Below are 18,202 nucleotides of genomic sequence, written 5' to 3'. Positions count from 1 at the left end.
CCCGGGTAACGGACTTGGGTTCTCAGTTTCTCTCACCCACTCTCGATGGTACACCATTTGCCACGACGATGCACGCGAAACCCAAAATTAATACCACCTTTCTTCCACCATCAGCAACTAGCTAAGCTCGCCGACGGTTACCACCCATTGCCTCGCTGTCGCCGTCGGAAAAGAGCAAAGCGCCTGCTAGCACTCCAACATCAAGCAGCATTCGACCTCAGCACTCGTTCTCTCTATGAGTAATCAGTATGAGGTTGTCCGCCTCATTCAATCTGATTATTTCTAACTTTAAAAGAGCTCTAATTCTGCGTTCTAACGAGGAGTATCATCGGTCAATGGTTCTAGAAGGTGTTCAAGACTCGCAAAGACCGACTCCGCCTCCTGGTTCACATCAAGGACGATCACATCGCCGTTGTCGATACCGAGTCCGAGAATTTCGAGGATGCTGCCCACATCAGCGACCCGGTCGCCTTTGCTTAACGTCCCTTGCGCTCCGGCAGCATGCATCGCCTTCACCAGCTGCGCAGCGGGACGCGCATGGAGCCCCGATGGATCGATCACACGAAAAGTTCTTGCTGCCATTGTTCTTCCTTCCACAGATTGACTCAATCCACCCCGCCAGCCAATTCACCCCGCCAAACATGGTTCCGGTCTAACTTAGCTCCGGTCTAACTTAGCTCCTGGACTTGGCTCAACAACAGCCCAGAACTTGTCGACACACCAAGGGCGCCAGCCTTCAGCGCCGCCTTCACTTGATCGATATGGGTGATCAGACCACCTGCGATGAGAGGGACATCGATACTATCGGCCACCTTGGTGATCTGCTCTGGCAGCACACCAGGCAGCACCTCGACCGCATCCGGTTTGGTCCTGACGACGTTACGCAGTCCCGATTCAACGGAGGAGCTATCGAGAAGAAAGATCCGCTCGATCGTCAACAGTCCCACCTTCTTCGCCGCGTTCACCGTTGACGGATGGGTGGTGATGATGCCGGTTGGACGACCGAAGCTCGCTAGTAGACGTATGCCTTCACTGTCGTTGGTGATCCCGTGCAGCATGTCAATGTGGATATAGACCGAAAAACCGCGGTCACTCAGTAACTTCGAGGCGCCCAGCACCTCGCCGGCACTCCCGCCAAGCAAGAAGACCCAACTCGGTTCCACATCAGCCAACATGACCAGGACGTCCGCTGGTTCTCGCGCCGCGAAGATCACCTTGGGGATCTCCTCCGCTTGTATCGACCCACTGCCCGGTATCACTGCTTCACCGCCTGGCGCTGAAGCTGAGCCTGCAGCCAACGCGCTGGATGGAGAGTCTCGGACCCTGTGAGCTCCTGGAGATGGATCGCACAGGTGCCACTATCGGTAAGGATGACACCCGGTGCACCCATCACCTCTGTCGCATGTCCGCCCAGAGCTCTTGCCACCTTCGTGTGTTCAGCCTTGAAGGCGTACGAACCAGCGGCACCACAACAGCTGATCGCGAGGATCTCTGGCGCGCGGTCGCTGGCGCGCTCCATAAGAGCAAAGAGCGACCCCTCGCCACGGGCAACCTTTGACCGACAGGTTGCGTGTGTGTAGACCACTTCGTCGCCAGATCCTCGCCGCAACTGCTCAAAAAAGCCAGGACTCGCCTTGTCGAGCACAAAATCCACAAAAGGTACGATGGGCGTGACAAGCTCCAATCCAAAATACCGTGGCCACTCCACGCGCAGCGTATCGTCACAGGTCGCATTTAAGGTCACCACAGCTTCGAGCCCTGCGGACACCCTCCGGATTGCGCGATACGTCCGACGGGCGCTGCGCTCAGCCTCTCTGAGCAGACCCGATGCATAGGCGGCCGCGCCACAGCAATGGCTCGTAACAGGCAGCGCCACCGTCGCATAGCCGAGTTCTCTAAGGACGGCACTGGCGGCGGCGAACGTCTCTGAGTCAAACCCTCGGGTAAAGCAATCCACGAAGATCCCGACCTGGGGCATGGGTGAAGCCTGTTGTCGGCGGAGCCGATACCGATGGCGATTGGCGCGCTGGATGGGTGAGGGGACTGGCCACTGCGTCGATGCACTGATGCCAAGCGGTATGCCGAGTTGTTTTGGGACCTTGACGAGGGACGGAGCCATCGCCAACCACTGGGGATGGGTTAAGAGATAGTCGCGTAGCGCAAGCCGCGGCGATTCGGATGCGAAGTGTTTATGCTCTGCGATGAGATGGGCGATTGGCACATCCACGGGACAAGCGTTTTCGCAGAGCTGGCAGAAGGTGCAGTCGCTCACGTGCTCCATAGCCGTGACCTCTCCGGCCTGATGGCGTCGATACCAGTCAGGGCCAAGTGCCTTTGGACCAGGGAACTGTGGATCGACCCGATAGACCGGACAGGCGGTGACACAGAGGGAGCACTTGATGCAGGCATCCTCGTATTCGAATCTCTTCACTGATCAATCTCCTCACTGAGCTCAAGTGCCGCATGCACCGTCGCAAGCAGCATCGCCCCACCGTTATGATCGCGGTTGGGATTCCATCCACCGATTGCTCTCCCGACGGCAAGTACTCGCCCGCCTCCGAGACAATCGGCATTCTGGTGACCGAGTTCATTTAGCGCCTCGAGTCGGTCCATTCTACCTATCTCCCTATTGACCAGCTCGTCAACGATCACGCCATCGATGGCAACACGCATGCCACCACCAAGCACCCCACCATGGGCAAGCAAGAGAAGGTCCGCCGCAAAACATCTCCCGTCGGCCATGACGGCTCGCGGTGTGGGCAAAATCTCTTGAACTCTACCGCTCACGAACCGGACTCCTTGACGTCGCAGCTGACGCTCCCAGCGTTCCTTGATCCTGATACCGCCAACGCTCGGCGATAACAGCGGAAACTCGCCCACGCTACGGCCACATACGTCCGACAGCCGAGCTAACAGGTTGGTCGTGCGCTCCAAGCCGATGATTTGGGGAAGCACTACCGGAATGTCTGGCGGCGCACTCTCGAGCGCCGTCTGCGAACTCTTCACCAACCAGTCGGTACCCACATCACTATCGAGGTACACGGCGAATCGGAGAGCCCCCCAACTCGCATCCCAACCCGGGGGTCGAGACAGGCGCACGCCAAAGGCCTCCTGGCCACTCTGTCGCCGGTAGGTAGCTACTTGCGCTTCGACGATCGAGTCCGCGAGACCATCGAACCCCACAACGACCAGCGGCTCTGGCTCTGTTGACGCGTACTGCCAATCTGGCGTAGCAAAGGTTGGGCGGAGGTTGCCAGTGGCCGTGATGGTATGCGCAATCGCTTCGCGTTGGGGCAATCGAAGCGTGACTCCAAAGGATTGATAGAGTGTCACGAGTTCATCAAAGGACTGCAACCACTCGGTCAACGACCGTTCAATTGGGAAACTTCGAAAAGCCTCGGCATCTCTGCCAAAGCTAAAATCGCCCGGCCACATCGCTAGAGAACCGTCCGCCTCGGCAAGAACGCTTACCTGATACCCCCGCTGAACAAGGTAACTGGCACTCAGCAGTCCAGCCGGACCCCGACCTACGACAAGAGCGGTCTTGGGGGTGCTCATAGCTCCTCCCCGAGAGATTGGGCCGCAATCGACTGCTCCAGTGCTATCAACCGTGCGTTTGCTCCCCAACCAACGGCCACAAGACCGTGCTCGCGCTCGCGGCGCAGCGTGGTGAGCTCCTGAGTAAAGCTCTCCTCCGATCCTCTTCCCAAGACCCGATGTGCACAGAACGTGCCCTGACATGGCCCCATAGAGAACCAAGTACCAAAGCGTCGCTGCATGGCTGAACTCGCTGTCTGTTCAATATCTGCCTCGTAGACCTGTTCGCATTCGCACAGCAGAGCACCGCGATCACCAACGGCACCCGTCACAGGCCGTGTGGCCCTGGCATCGATCGCTATCTCGCGACTCCGACCTGGGGAGTCGACATTGAGGGTCTTAGCGAGTTGGTTCCCAAGCGTCTCCCCCATCAAGCGAAAAGTGGTCCACTTGCCACCTAGTACAGAGAAGGCTCCAAGCAGGCCATCTTGTTCGCTATGATCGAGTACCGCAAAATCCCGTGACACCGTCCGCGAGTCTCCGGTAATCCCCGAGGGTTCATACAGCGGCCTCACCCCGTTGAAACCACGCAACACTCTCCAGGAGCCGAGATCTGGTATGAGCTCAGTTCCAAGTTCCATCAGCCTGACAGCCTCACTTCGTCGTGGCAGGGGAGCCTCGGGGGACGGCTGGGCAACATCCGTAGTGCCAAGAATCACCACCTCCTGGTGGGGGACGAAGATGTCACCATCACTAGGGGATTTCAGCCGATTGACGACCTTATCGAGCCGTCGGTTCGCAAAAATCAACATCAATCCATACGACGGCTGGACTTTGATATCGAGTCCCCAATCACGAGCCACCAAACCCGCCCACGGACCGGCGGTGTTGACGACCGCATCGCAATCGATGACCCGAGTGCCTCCTGAGCGCTCTTCCACCTCGACACCACTTACACGATCACCCTCAAGGCGTAACCCGGTCGCCTTCGTGTGCTCCAAGAGCTGCGACCCGCGCGACTGGATCGCTTGCACCAACATCGCGAGCATCTTGAATCCCTCGAGCACACCATCAGGGACCCAGTAGGACCGCTCAATCTGCTCGGTCAGCATCTCCATCTCCCTCCGCAGGTCACCAACTGACACTGGATGCACCGGTACGCCTAACTTCTCAGCCTGATTCAGCCAATCACTCTCGAAAACATCGTCATCGCCGTACTTTTTGACAAAGTACCCTCCGGTCACAACGACGGCCTCGCTGGCGATGTCACGCAACAACATATTCTCCTGATAGCACTCCTTGGCTGCCGATGGGTCGGTGACCAGATAGCGGCCTCCGCTGTGAAGGAGGCCATGGAAACGCCCGGAGGTCCCAGCACCAACCTCCTGTGCCTCCAGGACAATCACCTCAATCCCACGCAGGGTGAGATCCCATGCAACACCGAGCCCCGTTGCCCCCGCTCCGATGACGACTACCCTCATGTCCGTTCCCTCCAACCTCCGCAATGCCCAGCAACACCGTGCCCAAAAAACGACAAGCCCGACAGCACGTGCTGTCGGGCTCTCATTCATCAAACGCCACGTCTAGCAGTCAACAACGACTGCCTGCCATCCTAGGCCGAGCGCTCCGCCCTGTCAAGACTCGGTGCATCGAGCGACCACGAACCTAGCGTGACTTGCGACCGATGCTATTGCCGGATACTTCCCTCGAAACGCCGCTCCCATGCCTCATGTCGCTTCTTTGCGTCGCGAAGAAACGGTGACAAGGCGATCACCTTTAACAACGCATCGTTTACCACCTTGGCAGCTCCAGACATGGGCCGGACGACATCGAGAAAAAGCACTGCTCGCAGCTCCGTTGCATCGTTCCAGGCGCTATGCTGATAGCCATCATCAAAAAGTAGACTCTTCCCCTCTTCCCAGTGGCGAGTCTCACCGCCAACTTCGATACCACAGAGCTCCGCTGGCTCTGGGATTCTCAGCCCAAGATGGTAACGCAACACACCTCGATAGGGCCCACGATGAGGGGGGAGGTGCTTGCCAGGACTCAGTATCGAGTAAAAAGCGGTCGTCAGGCCAGGGACTTGTTCGAGGAGCGCTGCCGTCTTTGGGCAACGCTCCCAATTTGCCTGCGACCGATAACCGTACCCCATGAAGAAGACAGTCTTCCATTGATCATCATCAGAGATCGAAGCGACATCGCGAGAAATCTCCTGAAAGTTGGGCAGGTCTTCCCTGTGGTCTAACATCGTATCGAGCTCTTCACGTATCTCTTTCCACCCATCCTCCAGAGTCTTCGTCCAGGGAAAAATCTCTGGATCCAAGAAGGGGGTCGTGGGGACGATGGATGATTGCAGTAACCATCCCTCAAGTCCAAAGATGGCAGCCTCGCCACCGTTGAGTGCTGCCTCGCGAAGATCCTCACGCACCCCGCGTAGATCCATCATCGCCGATCGAAGATTGTCACGCGCCTCATCCAGGGCCACCTGCCATGTCTTGGTCATGCTCTGCTCCTCTCTTCTTGTCTTTCCCTGCAGTTCTCTTCTTCTATTGCTCGATGCTTCTATTGCTCGATGCTTCTATTGCTCTATTGCGCTACCCTTATGGGTTTGGCGTCCGGACCGCCGTACCTTCAGTTTAGCTAGACGAGGTTCATCGATGATCCTTCGCTAACAACTCCTCGGTTGGCGCACTGACTTCATCACAGGCGACGATCTCCACGCCACTCGTGAGGCGTGCGAACCCTGCGAGAATTCGACCACACGCCACAGCGCGCTTGCAATCCGTGTGTATCTGCTCGCATCTGGAACCGTGCGCGACTGAGCTCACAGTGGATCAGCACGTCAAACACTGCTCATCGCCTGTGACTCGCGTACGCGACTTGCAGGGTACTACGGAACGGTGCAGGAAGAGAAGAAGCAAAGGACCGACACGGAGGGATCAGTACCTGGCCATCCCGTTGGCCGAGAACGCATCAATTCAGGCGGCAGTATCCGTACGCGACGATCACTGCCCGGTGTTGGCCAAGATCAGTCGCGCCCGATCTCGCATCTGACGACGTGAGCGCACACCCCACGCTACGAGGAGCAAATAGCCTAAACCAAAGAGGATCAAGATACTATCTGGCTTCATCAGGTACTCGCCCGCGAGCAGTACAAGGACGGTCCCATAGATCAATGTCGGATCCCATTGACTTACCGTCGCTTGGGCGACCTCTCTGACGACCTCGGCGAGCTCTGGATCGTCGGGGAGGGTGCCCGCTCGAAGATGCGCATAGGCCACCCGTTGGCGCTCTCGATCTGGCAACGCAGATCGAAGGATCATCAGACCGGTCGGCTGCCGTCGCTTGCGCCACACCACAAAGCTCACCACCAGGCCTGCTATCGCCGCCAGAACCAACACGAGTCCTACGACCTTACCTATTTCACCCATGGTTACCTCCGCACCGCGCTTGAGGGCATTCTAGTCCAGCCTGACCTCACCGCTAAAACTTTGATCCAACCCGATCTCAGACCAGTGAGGGTCCAGCCAGGTATTGGTCAGTGAGTGCCTTCAACTCTACGTCTACTGCATCCGAGAGCTGATACTCCAATGCCGCCATGGAATCAGTGAGTTGCTCGACCTTCGAGGCGCCGATGATCGGTGATGTGATCCCCTTCTGGCGCATAACCCAGGCAACGGAAAGTGTCACGAGGCTAACGTCTTCGCGGGCCGCTATGGCCTGGAGCTTTGCTACCGTGGCGAACATCTCCTCGTGCCAGTATCGCTCTCGGTAGAGTTCGCTCGCCGGTGTCGAGTTAAAGCGTGTCCCCTCGGTCGGCGTGTCGATAGAGCGGTGCTTCCCGGAGAGCAGCCCACCGGCGATCGGATTGTAGGGGATGACACCAATTCCCTCCTCGACCGCTAGCTCCACAAGATCTCGTTCGATGATGCGGTACAACAAGTTGTAGCGGGGTTGGACCGAAGAGAATCTCGCGAGACCCCTCCCGTCGGCCACTGCATTTGCCTTCGCCAACCGAAATGCAGGGAAGTTTGAACACCCTACATAGCGAACTTTACCAAGACGCACCAGGTCATCTAAGGCCCCTAACGACTCTTCGATAGGAGTCTCTGGATCGTAGCGATGCAACTGGTAGAGATCGAGGTAATCAGTGCCGAGTCGCTTTAACGATGCATCCACCGCATCAAAGATGTGCTTGCGCGAGTTGCCCTGATGGAAAGGCTCCTTCGCCATTGCTCCAAAACACTTTGTCGCCAGGATCACCTTATCGCGCTTCCCTTTGAGCCAACGTCCGACGATCTCTTCTGTGGTTCCCGCCAAACGCACCCCGCCACCGAGCGGGTAGACATCCGCAGTATCAATGAAATAGATACCACCTTCGAAGGCTCGATCCAAAATCTTGATGGCCTCCTCCTCGTCACTTTGCAGGCCAAACGTCATCGTCCCAAGGCACAGCCTGGAGACCTTCAACCCTGTCGCACCTAGTCGAATCGTCTCGTCACTCACCACAATCTCCTCTTCGTTTGCACACACAACCTCACTAAAACCCTACTGGCGACAAGCGTCTCCCGCGTATTCCCATCATCAGCGACGCGAGCAACCCTCGCAATATCGCCACCCGGGGCCGCCATCCCCTCCAACCTCACGGGAGCTGGTCTCGATATCAGGGCTTGAATACCATGAGGTAGATCAATACCAGCATCAGCACAAAGGCAACATCGTTATAGAGACGGCTCCGAGTATCCCACAGCAGATCTCGCAGCTGTTGCGATACCTCTACCGGGCCCAGTTCAGTCGCTAGCAATCTTGCTCGCTTTGGTATCGCGCCCCCCAAACCCCCCAAGACAACAACGCCGACATAGGTCACGATGGCGGCGACCACCCACCCAGACCCAAAGCCATAGTGACCGACCCAAACGAGGAGCAAGCCAAATGCACCAGCCACCAGCGCACCGATCGCGACCAACAACACGCCGATACGCGCGAGGGAGAGAATGCTTGCGACCTCCGATGCCATCGCGGCGTGACGCGCTCTTACCAACACCAGGCCCGCGAGCACGACCCCAGCAAAGAAGGTCATCGCGCCGAGGATATGTACTAGCAGGAGAGCATGATACAGCAGGGTGTGGTGACGACTCGTGAACACTTCGTGGCTCCTTCTTCGACTACACGGTACCTTGGAGATCTCCCAAAACGTTCATCATCCGCTGGAGCCATGGGAGTTGTTGGTTCTGCGCTCAGAGCGCTTCGACCGCATTTGTCGTGCTTCTTGAGATCGGCTCTGGTTCAGCATAAGGACACGGTGTACTCGATGTCTAAATCCGGCTCATCATGACAGAATCAGAGTCGGTCTCACTCTCGCTCAAGCAACTGTTGCCCCAACCCACAAGCCTCCGAGCACTGGAGCCACTAGCGCACCCACAGGAACTTCGGCCACAGCAGCACTGACGGGGGTTTTGGAAGGTGACCGAGAGCCCTTGGCGAGTGTCAATTGCCAATAGGAAAGGACGCTCGTGCAACCCTTGCAGGATCCGTTGCGTCAGTCCTTGTCGAGTCGGACAGCACCTCTGCGACCGAACGAGGCGTCAGCGTTCAGGCAGCCTGAACCTGTTCTCCTCGGTCGGTTGTGCTAGTCCTATCGGCTGCTTCGCTATCGTCAATGGCTAAATGATGCCGACGGCCAAGGGGGGAGAAGCAAACAGCGAGCAACCCTAGAGTCACTAGAGACACGACAAACGCGGCTGCGGTCGGCAGGAAGGCTCCCAGTCCAGCCGTGAGTGCTACCACGTATGCTCCATAACACCCGACGGCTGCTAGGATCGTCAAGCTTTGCTCACCGACTTTTTGCAACCCCTTTTTCTCCTTGCTAGTTACCATTTGCATCCTCATGCTCTCCCTTCCGGTGTGCGATGCCTTGCGTTACAAGGGGAGCTGGATAAGTCATCCTGGTGACACGAACGGACCCGTCTTGTGGCATCACGGTTCACCCACCCCCGGATCAGGCGACTCACGACATAGGTCACGAGCACGACTCCGATCAGAGCCAGTGCGCTCAGATCAGATCCTTGAGAGCGCGATTCCAAAGCAGGCACGAAATCGGTAGCGATCAATCCATAAGTGGAGCCAGCAACGACAAGGGTTGCCAAGACCATGGAGATCCGGTTAAGATTCCGCAGCTTGTGTACGGCCGAAGCGCCGAACAGAACAACGGGCTCCCCCCGATCGACCCGAGCGAGGTATCGCTTCGTGCGAGGCAGCTGCGACCACCCGAGGAGTGCATCGCGAGACCGATCGCGCTCTGGAAAAAGGTTCCGCAGGACAACCACTGCAAGTAGGGTACCGCCAAAAGCGCACCATATGATTGCTATGATGCCCAGGATTGGGGAGTATAGGTGCTTGTGGGCCACGATCGTATAGAGCTCAACCCCACTAAACAACACGCCGCTTGGAGCCAGAAAAGCCAATCCGATCAGACTTTTGCAACTGCCTGGCTCGAGTTCATCCGCTACGTCCTCCATGTGGGAGTCATCCCTATCGCTCATCTAACCCTCCACAGCTTGCACGAGCTTGGTGAGGCTGCTCTCAAAGGTCACCCGTGCAGTCGACGGCGCCGTGACGGTAACTGGTGCGTTGTACGCACTAAAGTTCAACGTGTCGATGGTGTAGAACTGGTATCCGCTGACCGTGAAGGGGACGGTTACCACCTCCCGTAGCAGTTGGCCGTGCCGGTTAATCCATAGCGCAACCGGGGCATCCTTCCCCAGAAGCTGCATCTCCGAACGCAGGGTGGACGGAATGTCACCAGCGTCGGCCTTCAAAATTGCTCCTATCTTCACCCGGGCCTGATAACGCGTCACCACCTGACCGTCGATATTGGCCGACTGCGAGGTCGTCACCACTCCACTCTGAGCAAAGCGTCGAAGCAAGGTAACCGGGCCTGCATGGATCGGGTTTTGCACGCCAAGCGTTGCCGGAGGACCCGAAGAACTCACTCGATATCCAAAATATGTCGCCGTTCCCAGTGCTGTTGGGCTCGGTGCCACGCGTCGTACATAGAGCACTCGATGGGTGAGGATAAGTTCCACCGCTGTCTTTCCCTGTGGCGTCACCGATGTCGTCAACGCACGTTCAGCCACTCCCGATGGACCATTCTCGACTCCGGTTGCTACCCCGGTCGTGGTAATCGTCTCCGGAGTCGACCCAGCTTCAATCTGTTCGATAGTCTGAAAATGTAGGGATCGAACAGCGAGAAGACGATGGTAAGCAAGCTCTATCACCCCAACACCACCGAGAGCAGTACCTCCTTGTTGCTGGGTGTGGCTCAACGCAAACCCGGCCACCCCTCCGGCTACCAGGAGTAACGCCGCAACACTGGTAAGCACCTTGTGTCGATACAACCCCCTAGTGCGGCGCTGCTGCAGTCCTGCTAATGGATCCATGCCATCCTTGCTGGAGCTGGCAGGCTTTGCTGAGCTGATAGGCGCCATAGAAACACGCGCGTTTCCCTCGGAACCTATCTGAGTCTTGGACGAACCAAGCGCCACGACTCGATCCCTCAGGCCCCTGGAGGCCACACTTCGATCCGCATGAAAACCGCGCAACAGGTCTAATTCGTCCATCCATCCTCCTTCAACGTCGACGTGCGCCCATCCTCTATCGTCCCCGACGGACCCCCATCTCGCATCAGTTCCTCGCGTAACCGTGCGCGGACCCGCGAGAGGCGTGAACGAACCGTACCCGCTGGCAACGCCAAAGCCTGGGCGATCTCGCTGGGGCTCAGCTCCTCCCAGGCATACAGCAACAGCACCAGCCGATCTTCATCATTGAGCCCTAAAAGCGCGCCGGCGATCGTGGCATCAAGCTCAAGGTAACCATCGCCTGGGTCTTCTGGACGGGTATCTGTCATGGCCATGCCCCCCAGCCTCGCCTCGCGTGCCAGACGGGCCTGCTCGTCCCTCCAATGATGCCGCAAGACGTTGGCCGCGATACCGAAGACCCACGGTCGGAGAGCACCGCGTTCAGAGCTATAGCTTGGCAAACGCGAGAACACCACGGCGAAGGTTTCAACGGTGAGGTCATCGCACACATCTGGCCCAACGCGACGTCGATAAAACCGATAGATCGGATCTAATAGCGAACCGACCACGATTTCATACCTGAGATCTTCCCCAGTCACTCCGTCATCGCTCTCGATCCCCTTCGCATGCCGCAACCCCATACTAGATACTTTCCCGACGACACCTCATCTGTTGCACGAGATGGAAACAAACCCTCAGGCACTCCACACCTCCCAAATTTTCCCAAGGTCGTAACCGAGGGCTAGGCCTGCGAAAACCTACCGACACATAGTGCCAAGAGAAGGTACCGTCCTTGGCGTGCTGGTGAGAGGCCCATCAATCTTGGCAGAGGCGCCACCTACCCACAACAAAAGCATGCCAAGGAAAAGATGTCGGAGAGACATGAGGTCAAAATGCACAAAGACCAACGAATGACGCATCGTTCCAGTGGGCCGCTCGAGTCAACTGCTGTATCTCGCGCCTCGATGCCGTTGGCGCCGTCCGGCTGTCGGACCAGCTACCTCATGGAGCGGTGCTTGTCATTGCTCGTTGCACCCACAGGCACGGTCTGCTGTACGCAACGGCCACGCGCGATGCCGTGATGACCACGCATCCACCAGGTCTTCGGGCCTGCTACCAGCATCCATTTCTTTGATAGAGTCGATTCACAATCTGGGAACTTTGCGTCTGGCGCCACCTTGGCCAAATGCTTTCCCAAAACCACCGATTGGTTTCACCGGGACAGGTAAGGGCCGATCCAAGGAAGCCAACACCACCGGTACCCCGTCGCTAAGACCTCCAAGAATAGACGTATAGTCGGCGCCTACGATACCGACTCTCACGGTATCGGAAAATATTCCTCTCGGGTTATCCACGAGCACGGTTGGGTGTCCACCCTTGTAGAAGATCGCCGATGTAGGCACGGCTAATACATCAGCGCTGTGCGCAATAGCAATGACCACAAGCGCCTGCGCTCCATCAAATACTGGGAGTGTCAAATGATTGACTGCAACGGTAACGGAGACAGTGGTAGCCCCTGTCACTTGATTCGTTGTCGGAGCGGTTCCAATGGATATGATTTCACCAGTTGTTGCATGAGGACTTCCAAGAGGAAGGATGGTCGCCTGGTCACCGTCATGGAGTCGACGTGCGGTAGCGATGGCAATGGGAACGACAACCTCTGACCTACTCGATTGAATCACAGTGATCGCGGTAGAGCTAGATTGAGCACGGACCACCTGACCAACAGCGAGTGGTAGCGTGGCAACCGTACCCGCTATAGGCGATACGAATGAACTCGATTGGACCTGCAAAGCTGACGAGAGGGCACTCTGATCGGCAGTCACGATAGCTTCGTCAGCTGCGATGGTAGCACTTGAGGTGCTGGTTGCCTCTGGGCCAGGAGAGCTAGTATCCGATGTTTTGGCGCTTAACTGAGAGGATAGCCTACTCAGTTCCGTGTTGAGGGATCCGCAGGCAGGCGAGACCGACGAATGAGCTCCTGGACATAGTTCCACGAGCGTCTTACGGATGGCGTTAACGTCGGATTGAAGGGCACTCGACCTGGAACTCTTTGGTGCCGGGACTGGGGTGGGCTGCTCGGCCTCAGCTAATGCAGCTTCAGCCTGGGCTAGCGCGGACGCGTCGGCGATCCTTGCCCGAGATGCCAGTGCGGACGGCGAGACCGTGGCTAACGTCTCGCCAGCCGTCACCCTCTGACCCACCTGCACCCCAATCGAAGAGACGGTTCCGCTCATCGGCGGAGGAACCGCAGCCTGGGTAACAGGCACCAACGTACCAACCGCACTAATCGTTGCAGTGATTGTCTCTGGTTCCGCGTAGGCAAGTTGGTAGGCCGGTGGTGCGGGGCGGGAGATGAAAAAACCCGTCGCCCCACCGACCACTACGACGACCAAGACTTTTATAACCCGGCAGAGCTTGTTGTCACGCACCAGCATTCCCTGACGGTGAAGACGTTCCACCCCCGGCGACCCCACAGGATCCGCTAGTCGGCGAAGAGATACCGATGCGATGGGCTTTCACCACCCCAATGGAACTAGTAGACCCTTCAACGACCACGCATCGGCCGACTACGAGATCGCTGCTCGTGGCGCTCTGATGGGCGATAACATCGGTCGTCGCTCTTAGAGGCAGTGTGACAGTTTGGGAAGCGGAACCTGAGGTTACCGACAAGGTGATAGATGTCGATGATACTCGGGTAATTCTTCCCCGTATGAGGTGGCGTTCCTTAGCGCCTTTATGCGAATGTGTTCCATGGTGTTTAGTTTTGCCCGTGCTTGCCGGCAAACCAGCGCAGCTAGTAGTGTTCGTCTCCACCGTTATCGAGCGAACAACCGGGACACGAGAACCACGCGGAGTGTGTTCGATGGCTACCACGCATGATCCAACCGTAAGTGAGGACGGAGAAATCGTGGTAATCTGTGTAAATTTGGTCCCAGATGTCCATCCAACCGTCGTTTCGCCGGTAGCAGTACCCTGAACCTGCATACTCGATGCTGATGGTGACACAGCAGCAATGGTCCCGCTGGCAGCAATCTTTGCTGGATGCTTTTTAGGCGTAGAAGAGGTCTTGGGGAGTGCGGTAGAGCTAGTGCTCGCAGCAGCGGATCCACAAGCTGCGAGCATCACACCACTTACTAGTACGCTAACCATAACAAGAATGCGTCGATTCAAAGTGTGTTCCCTTCTTGTTATTCAGACCGTAGTGCGTCGATCGGAGAGAGCTGTGCCGCGCGAGCTGCTGGATAGACACCGAACAGGAGACTGATCATCAATGCCACCGCAACGGCAGCAACGGTGACAATCGGAGGGATAATGACCGGATTCGAGATGACCGAGGGCAACACTAACTGTCCGAGTAAACCCAGTGCAGCTCCAACAAGACCTCCGGACACTCCGAGGACCGAAGCCTCAACCAAGAACTGACGACGAATATCGCTAGGCTTTGCGCCCAGTGCCTTGCGAAGCCCTATCTCTCTCGTTCGTTCCGTCACAGAGACCAGCATGATATTCATGACACCGATCCCGCCAACCAGCAGCGATACCGTAGCAATCCCTGCGAGAAGTGCCGTCAATGTGGCCGATATCGAGGTTGCTGCGCTAAAGAGAGACTGCTCTGCGGTGATGGTAAAATCAGCGTTTGCTGGATTGGTAGCTCCATGGAGCATCATAAGTTCGTGATCTGCCTCCTGATAGGCAGCCGACAGCGTCGATGAACTGGTGGCCTGCAAGAGAATCGACTGGACCGAATCGTTGGCAGAAGTCCCAAACAAAGAACCTTGCGCGGTAGAGATCGGAACAATAGCTAGGTCATCTTGGTTCGATGTCGCCGAAGTTCCAGAACCAACAGGTGCCAACACACCGATCACGGTCATAGGCAGCGGACCAACGTCAACGACTCTACCAATCGGGTTAGCTGAGCTGAAGAGTTCTTGGGCGGTTAGTGCTCCAAGTACCACAACGTCGGCGTTCGACACCTCGTCCTGCGTGCTGATAAATCGTCCAACCTCGACCGACCGCGACCGAATGGTGAGCCACGACGGAGTGGTTCCATCCACCGTCGTTGGCCAGTCGATTGCCCCATTCGTAAGCGTCTCGCGTTGGCTTGCGAGCGGAGCAACTGCAGCCACCGCCGGGGCCACAACACGAGACGACAGGGCAGCAGCATCAGCCATCGTGAGAGTAGATGCGCTCCCGAGACCTCGGCGCACACCGGGACCAGCAGAGGTACTTCCGGGAGCAACGGTGAGAAGGTTACTTCCGAGTGCGGCAATCTTGGAGCTGACCTTGGCCTGCGCTCCCTCACCAAGGCCAACCGTGACCATCACCGCGGCTATGCCAATCACGATGCCGAGCACGGTCAAGAGGGAGCGCAGACGATTCCACTGGATCGCCTCGAGTGCGCTTCGTACGAGTTGACCCCAGGTCATGAGACCTCCTGCAATTGACCATCCCGAATATGCAGCGAACGGGTAGCTCTAGCTGCAACGCTCGCATCGTGGGTGATAACAACTAACGTGCGCCCAAGTTGGTTGAGTTCCTCGAAAATCCCCAGGATCTCCTCAGCGCTATGGGAGTCAAGATTCCCTGTCGGCTCGTCGGCTAGGATGATGCTAGGATCCCCGACAAGCGCTCGCGCTATGGCGACACGCTGCTGTTGTCCGCCTGAGAGCTCCATTGGCCGATGATTCATGTGGTTTCCGAGTCCCACACGCTCAAGAAGCGTCGCTGCACGCTCTCGTCGCTCGTTTTTGGGTACTCCGGCATAGAGGAGCGGGAGTTCAACGTTGCGCTGAGCGGTCATGGTCCGCAACAGGTTAAACTGTTGAAAAACAAAGCCTATGCGGCGATTCCGTATCTCAGCGAGCTGAGCCTGATCAAGATCACGGACCAGTTCTCCCGCGATGATCAGGTCACCAGAGGTGGGAACGTCAAGGCATCCAATGAGATGCATAAGGGTCGACTTCCCAGAACCCGAAGGACCGGTTATCGCGACATAGTCATTGGCAACAACCGTGAAACTGACCCCTCGGAGAGCCTCGACAAAAAGGTCTCCAAGTTGGTACCGCTTGCCTATGTCCTTCAGGACAAGCAGGTCCTGACCAGAGTTTTGATCAGATTCCACCAAGGCCACCTCCGCCCTTGCCACCGCGCTTGCCATCTCCGGCTTTGCCACCAGGCACCCCTAGCGACTTCGCAAATGCGGGGTTCCTCTCGAGGATACGCGTACCGACAGAAAGACCGTGCGATACAATAACGTTAGCACCAATGACCGAACCCAGGGTGACCGGGGTATTAGCCTTGGTCTTTCCTGTCTCGACAATGACATAGGGATGCGATGCGAGCGAGTGTACGGCCAAGATGGGGATCTCAATCACGTTAGCCTGCACCCGGGTGGTCAGAGAGATATTCGCAGGCAGACCCGCATACAGCTCCGACGGTGATCCCGTTATCGCGATAGTAACCGGGAAGGACGCGACTCCACCAGATACACTCGCGACGAGGCCGACAGACGAAACGGTTCCATATACGTTCGTAGTCGAGCCCTGCGGAGTAATGGTCGCCTGCTCGCCAACGGAGACACCAGCGATGCTTGCGTCACTGATCGCCGCCTCGACCAACCATGAATTTGGGCTTATGATGGTGATCCCCGGGGCTGCACCTGCAGCATTTACGGTTCCTGATACCTGTAGGCCAGGGGTAAGTGTACTTGCCACTACCGTTCCCGATACCGGAGCTCTTAACGTAGCGTCCCCTAGGTTTGCCTGGGCAATAGACAGAGAATAGTTTGCTGCACTCACAGCAGCGTCATCTGCATTGATAGTGCTCGAGGTTGCCCCCGCAGCCTCATCGGTACTCAACTTGGTCTGGGCACTCGCAAGTTGTGCCTGAGCCTGTGCTACGGCGGCGGCGAGCGGCGCTGTCTCTAGAGTCGCCAACTGCTGACCAGCGCTAACCGACTGCCCAATAGCTACACTTACCGTATTGATAATACCAGAGGTCGCAAAAGTAGCAGTGCGCTCCGTTGCTGGCTCAATAGTTCCTGATGCGGGTATTGTCTGGGACGCCGTACCATCAGTAACGGTTATCACCCGTTCAGTTCGTGCTGACCGACCCCGCCCCGCAGACGATGTTTCAGCACGGACCACGTACCCAATAGCAAAAACCAGCAGAAGAGCAGCTCCCCGTAGAGCAAACTTAGCAAATCCCTTCTTAGTCACAACAGGTGGAACATATGGTTTGGGCTGGTAATACTCTCATGTAAATTCACGATAGAGCTCTATGCCCTTGCTAGGGTAAGGCCCCTGTTAGAGACATGTTAGGCATTTGTGTTCCCATCAGCTGGAGCTGAATCCTTGCGACAGTTCCGCAGATTTCCCCCGAATTTCCTCAGCTAGCCCTAACCCAGCAGGGCGAGTCCCCAGCCCCGGCCGGTGCAACCCTTGGCGTGGGGGCAAAACAGAACAACCCCCCTCGCAATGAGGGGGGTTGTTGAAACGAGCGGCAGTGCCCTACTCTCCCAGGGGGCCTCCCCCCAAGTACCATCGGCGCGGGTGGGCTTAACTGGTCGTGTTCGGAATGGGAACGGGTGTCTCCCCACTGCTATTGCCACCGCTCGAAATTGTCAAGATCTGTCTTGTCCACTCTATGAGAAGGAAAGAGCGAGCACGGGTACCTCCAAGCCCTCGGCCGATTAGTACCGGTCGGCTGAACACATTGCTGTGCTTACACCTCCGGCCTATCAACGTGATCGTCTGTCACGGGCCTTACCAGGTTAACCCTGTGGGAAACCTCATCTTGAAAAGAGCTTCGCGCTTATATGCTTTCAGCGCTTATCCCTTCCGTAGGTCGCTAACCAGCCGTGCCCTTGGCAGGACAACTGGCACACGAGAGCTACGTCCGTCCCGGTCCTCTCGTACTAGGGACAGCCTTTCTCAGGTTTCCTACGGCTGCATCGGATAGGGACCGAACTGTCTCACGACGTTCTAAACCCAGCTCGCGTACCGCTTTAATGGGCGAACAGCCCAACCCTTGGGACCTACTTCAGCCCCAGGATGCGACGAGCCGACATCGAGGTGCCAAACCTT

The 18,202-nt window shown here is 57.1% G+C and carries 15 protein-coding genes and 2 rRNA genes; all 17 read right to left on the bottom strand.

Translation table 11 applies throughout. The features are described from left to right. Positions 1-312: 312 nt before the first annotated feature. On the bottom strand, positions 313-582 hold the full coding sequence (locus tag M7439_RS08440) for an HPr family phosphocarrier protein (protein WP_298346638.1): 270 nt from the start codon (positions 580-582) through the stop codon (positions 313-315). 86 nt (positions 583-668) lie between these two features. Continuing rightward, positions 669-1,214: a glycerol-3-phosphate responsive antiterminator gene (locus tag M7439_RS08435; RefSeq protein ID WP_298346636.1), complete on the bottom strand. Its 546-nt coding sequence runs from the start codon at positions 1,212-1,214 to the stop codon at positions 669-671. A gap of 41 nt (positions 1,215-1,255) precedes the next feature. Continuing rightward, positions 1,256-2,431: a heterodisulfide reductase-related iron-sulfur binding cluster gene (locus M7439_RS08430; protein WP_298346635.1), complete on the bottom strand. Its 1,176-nt coding sequence runs from the start codon at positions 2,429-2,431 to the stop codon at positions 1,256-1,258. Continuing rightward, positions 2,428-3,558 (bottom strand): hypothetical protein, encoded by a 1,131-nt coding sequence (locus M7439_RS08425; RefSeq protein WP_298346633.1) that lies wholly within the window; start codon positions 3,556-3,558, stop codon positions 2,428-2,430. Before M7439_RS08425 ends, M7439_RS08430 begins: the two co-directional genes overlap by 4 nt. Then, positions 3,555-5,018 (bottom strand): FAD-dependent oxidoreductase, encoded by a 1,464-nt coding sequence (locus M7439_RS08420; protein ID WP_298346631.1) that lies wholly within the window; start codon positions 5,016-5,018, stop codon positions 3,555-3,557. Before M7439_RS08420 ends, M7439_RS08425 begins: the two co-directional genes overlap by 4 nt. Positions 5,019-5,224: 206 nt before the next feature. Beyond that, positions 5,225-6,040, bottom strand: coding sequence for an aspartyl/asparaginyl beta-hydroxylase domain-containing protein (locus M7439_RS08415; RefSeq protein WP_298346629.1), 816 nt, complete (start codon positions 6,038-6,040; stop codon positions 5,225-5,227). Positions 6,041-6,542: 502 nt separating this feature from the next. Next, complete coding sequence (locus tag M7439_RS08410) at positions 6,543-6,968, bottom strand: hypothetical protein (protein ID WP_298346627.1); 426 nt, start codon at positions 6,966-6,968, stop codon at positions 6,543-6,545. 76 nt (positions 6,969-7,044) lie between these two features. Beyond that, on the bottom strand, positions 7,045-8,043 hold the full coding sequence (locus M7439_RS08405) for an aldo/keto reductase (RefSeq protein ID WP_298346625.1): 999 nt from the start codon (positions 8,041-8,043) through the stop codon (positions 7,045-7,047). Between the two features lie 157 nt (positions 8,044-8,200). After that, positions 8,201-8,683 carry a hypothetical protein gene (locus M7439_RS08400; protein WP_298346623.1) on the bottom strand — a complete coding sequence of 161 codons (483 nt, stop codon included), beginning with the start codon at positions 8,681-8,683 and terminating at the stop codon, positions 8,201-8,203. Between the two features lie 1,396 nt (positions 8,684-10,079). Continuing rightward, positions 10,080-10,976: a hypothetical protein gene (locus tag M7439_RS08395; protein ID WP_308464459.1), complete on the bottom strand. Its 897-nt coding sequence runs from the start codon at positions 10,974-10,976 to the stop codon at positions 10,080-10,082. Positions 10,977-11,143: 167 nt separating this feature from the next. Beyond that, a complete protein-coding gene (locus tag M7439_RS08390) occupies positions 11,144-11,755 on the bottom strand; it encodes an RNA polymerase sigma factor (RefSeq protein WP_298346619.1) in 612 nt (203 codons plus the stop codon). Positions 11,756-12,259: 504 nt separating this feature from the next. After that, positions 12,260-13,546: an efflux RND transporter periplasmic adaptor subunit gene (locus tag M7439_RS08385; RefSeq protein WP_298442814.1), complete on the bottom strand. Its 1,287-nt coding sequence runs from the start codon at positions 13,544-13,546 to the stop codon at positions 12,260-12,262. Between the two features lie 759 nt (positions 13,547-14,305). Next, entirely contained in the window at positions 14,306-15,544 is a 1,239-nt protein-coding gene (locus tag M7439_RS08380; protein ID WP_298346615.1) for an ABC transporter permease, read from the bottom strand. After that, entirely contained in the window at positions 15,541-16,239 is a 699-nt protein-coding gene (locus M7439_RS08375; RefSeq protein WP_298346613.1) for an ABC transporter ATP-binding protein, read from the bottom strand. Before M7439_RS08375 ends, M7439_RS08380 begins: the two co-directional genes overlap by 4 nt. Beyond that, positions 16,229-17,335 carry an efflux RND transporter periplasmic adaptor subunit gene (locus M7439_RS08370; protein WP_298346611.1) on the bottom strand — a complete coding sequence of 369 codons (1,107 nt, stop codon included), beginning with the start codon at positions 17,333-17,335 and terminating at the stop codon, positions 16,229-16,231. The genes M7439_RS08375 and M7439_RS08370 overlap by 11 nt, the downstream gene beginning before the upstream one ends. A gap of 278 nt (positions 17,336-17,613) precedes the next feature. Beyond that, positions 17,614-17,731: ribosomal RNA gene (gene rrf, locus M7439_RS08365) — 5S ribosomal RNA — on the bottom strand. 56 nt (positions 17,732-17,787) lie between these two features. Then, positions 17,788-18,202 (bottom strand): 23S ribosomal RNA (locus M7439_RS08360); the annotation flags it as partial.

The organism is Ferrimicrobium sp. (assembly GCF_027319265.1).
Taxonomy (GTDB): domain Bacteria; phylum Actinomycetota; class Acidimicrobiia; order Acidimicrobiales; family Acidimicrobiaceae; genus Ferrimicrobium.
This window is presented reverse-complemented; position numbering and strand designations above follow the sequence as displayed.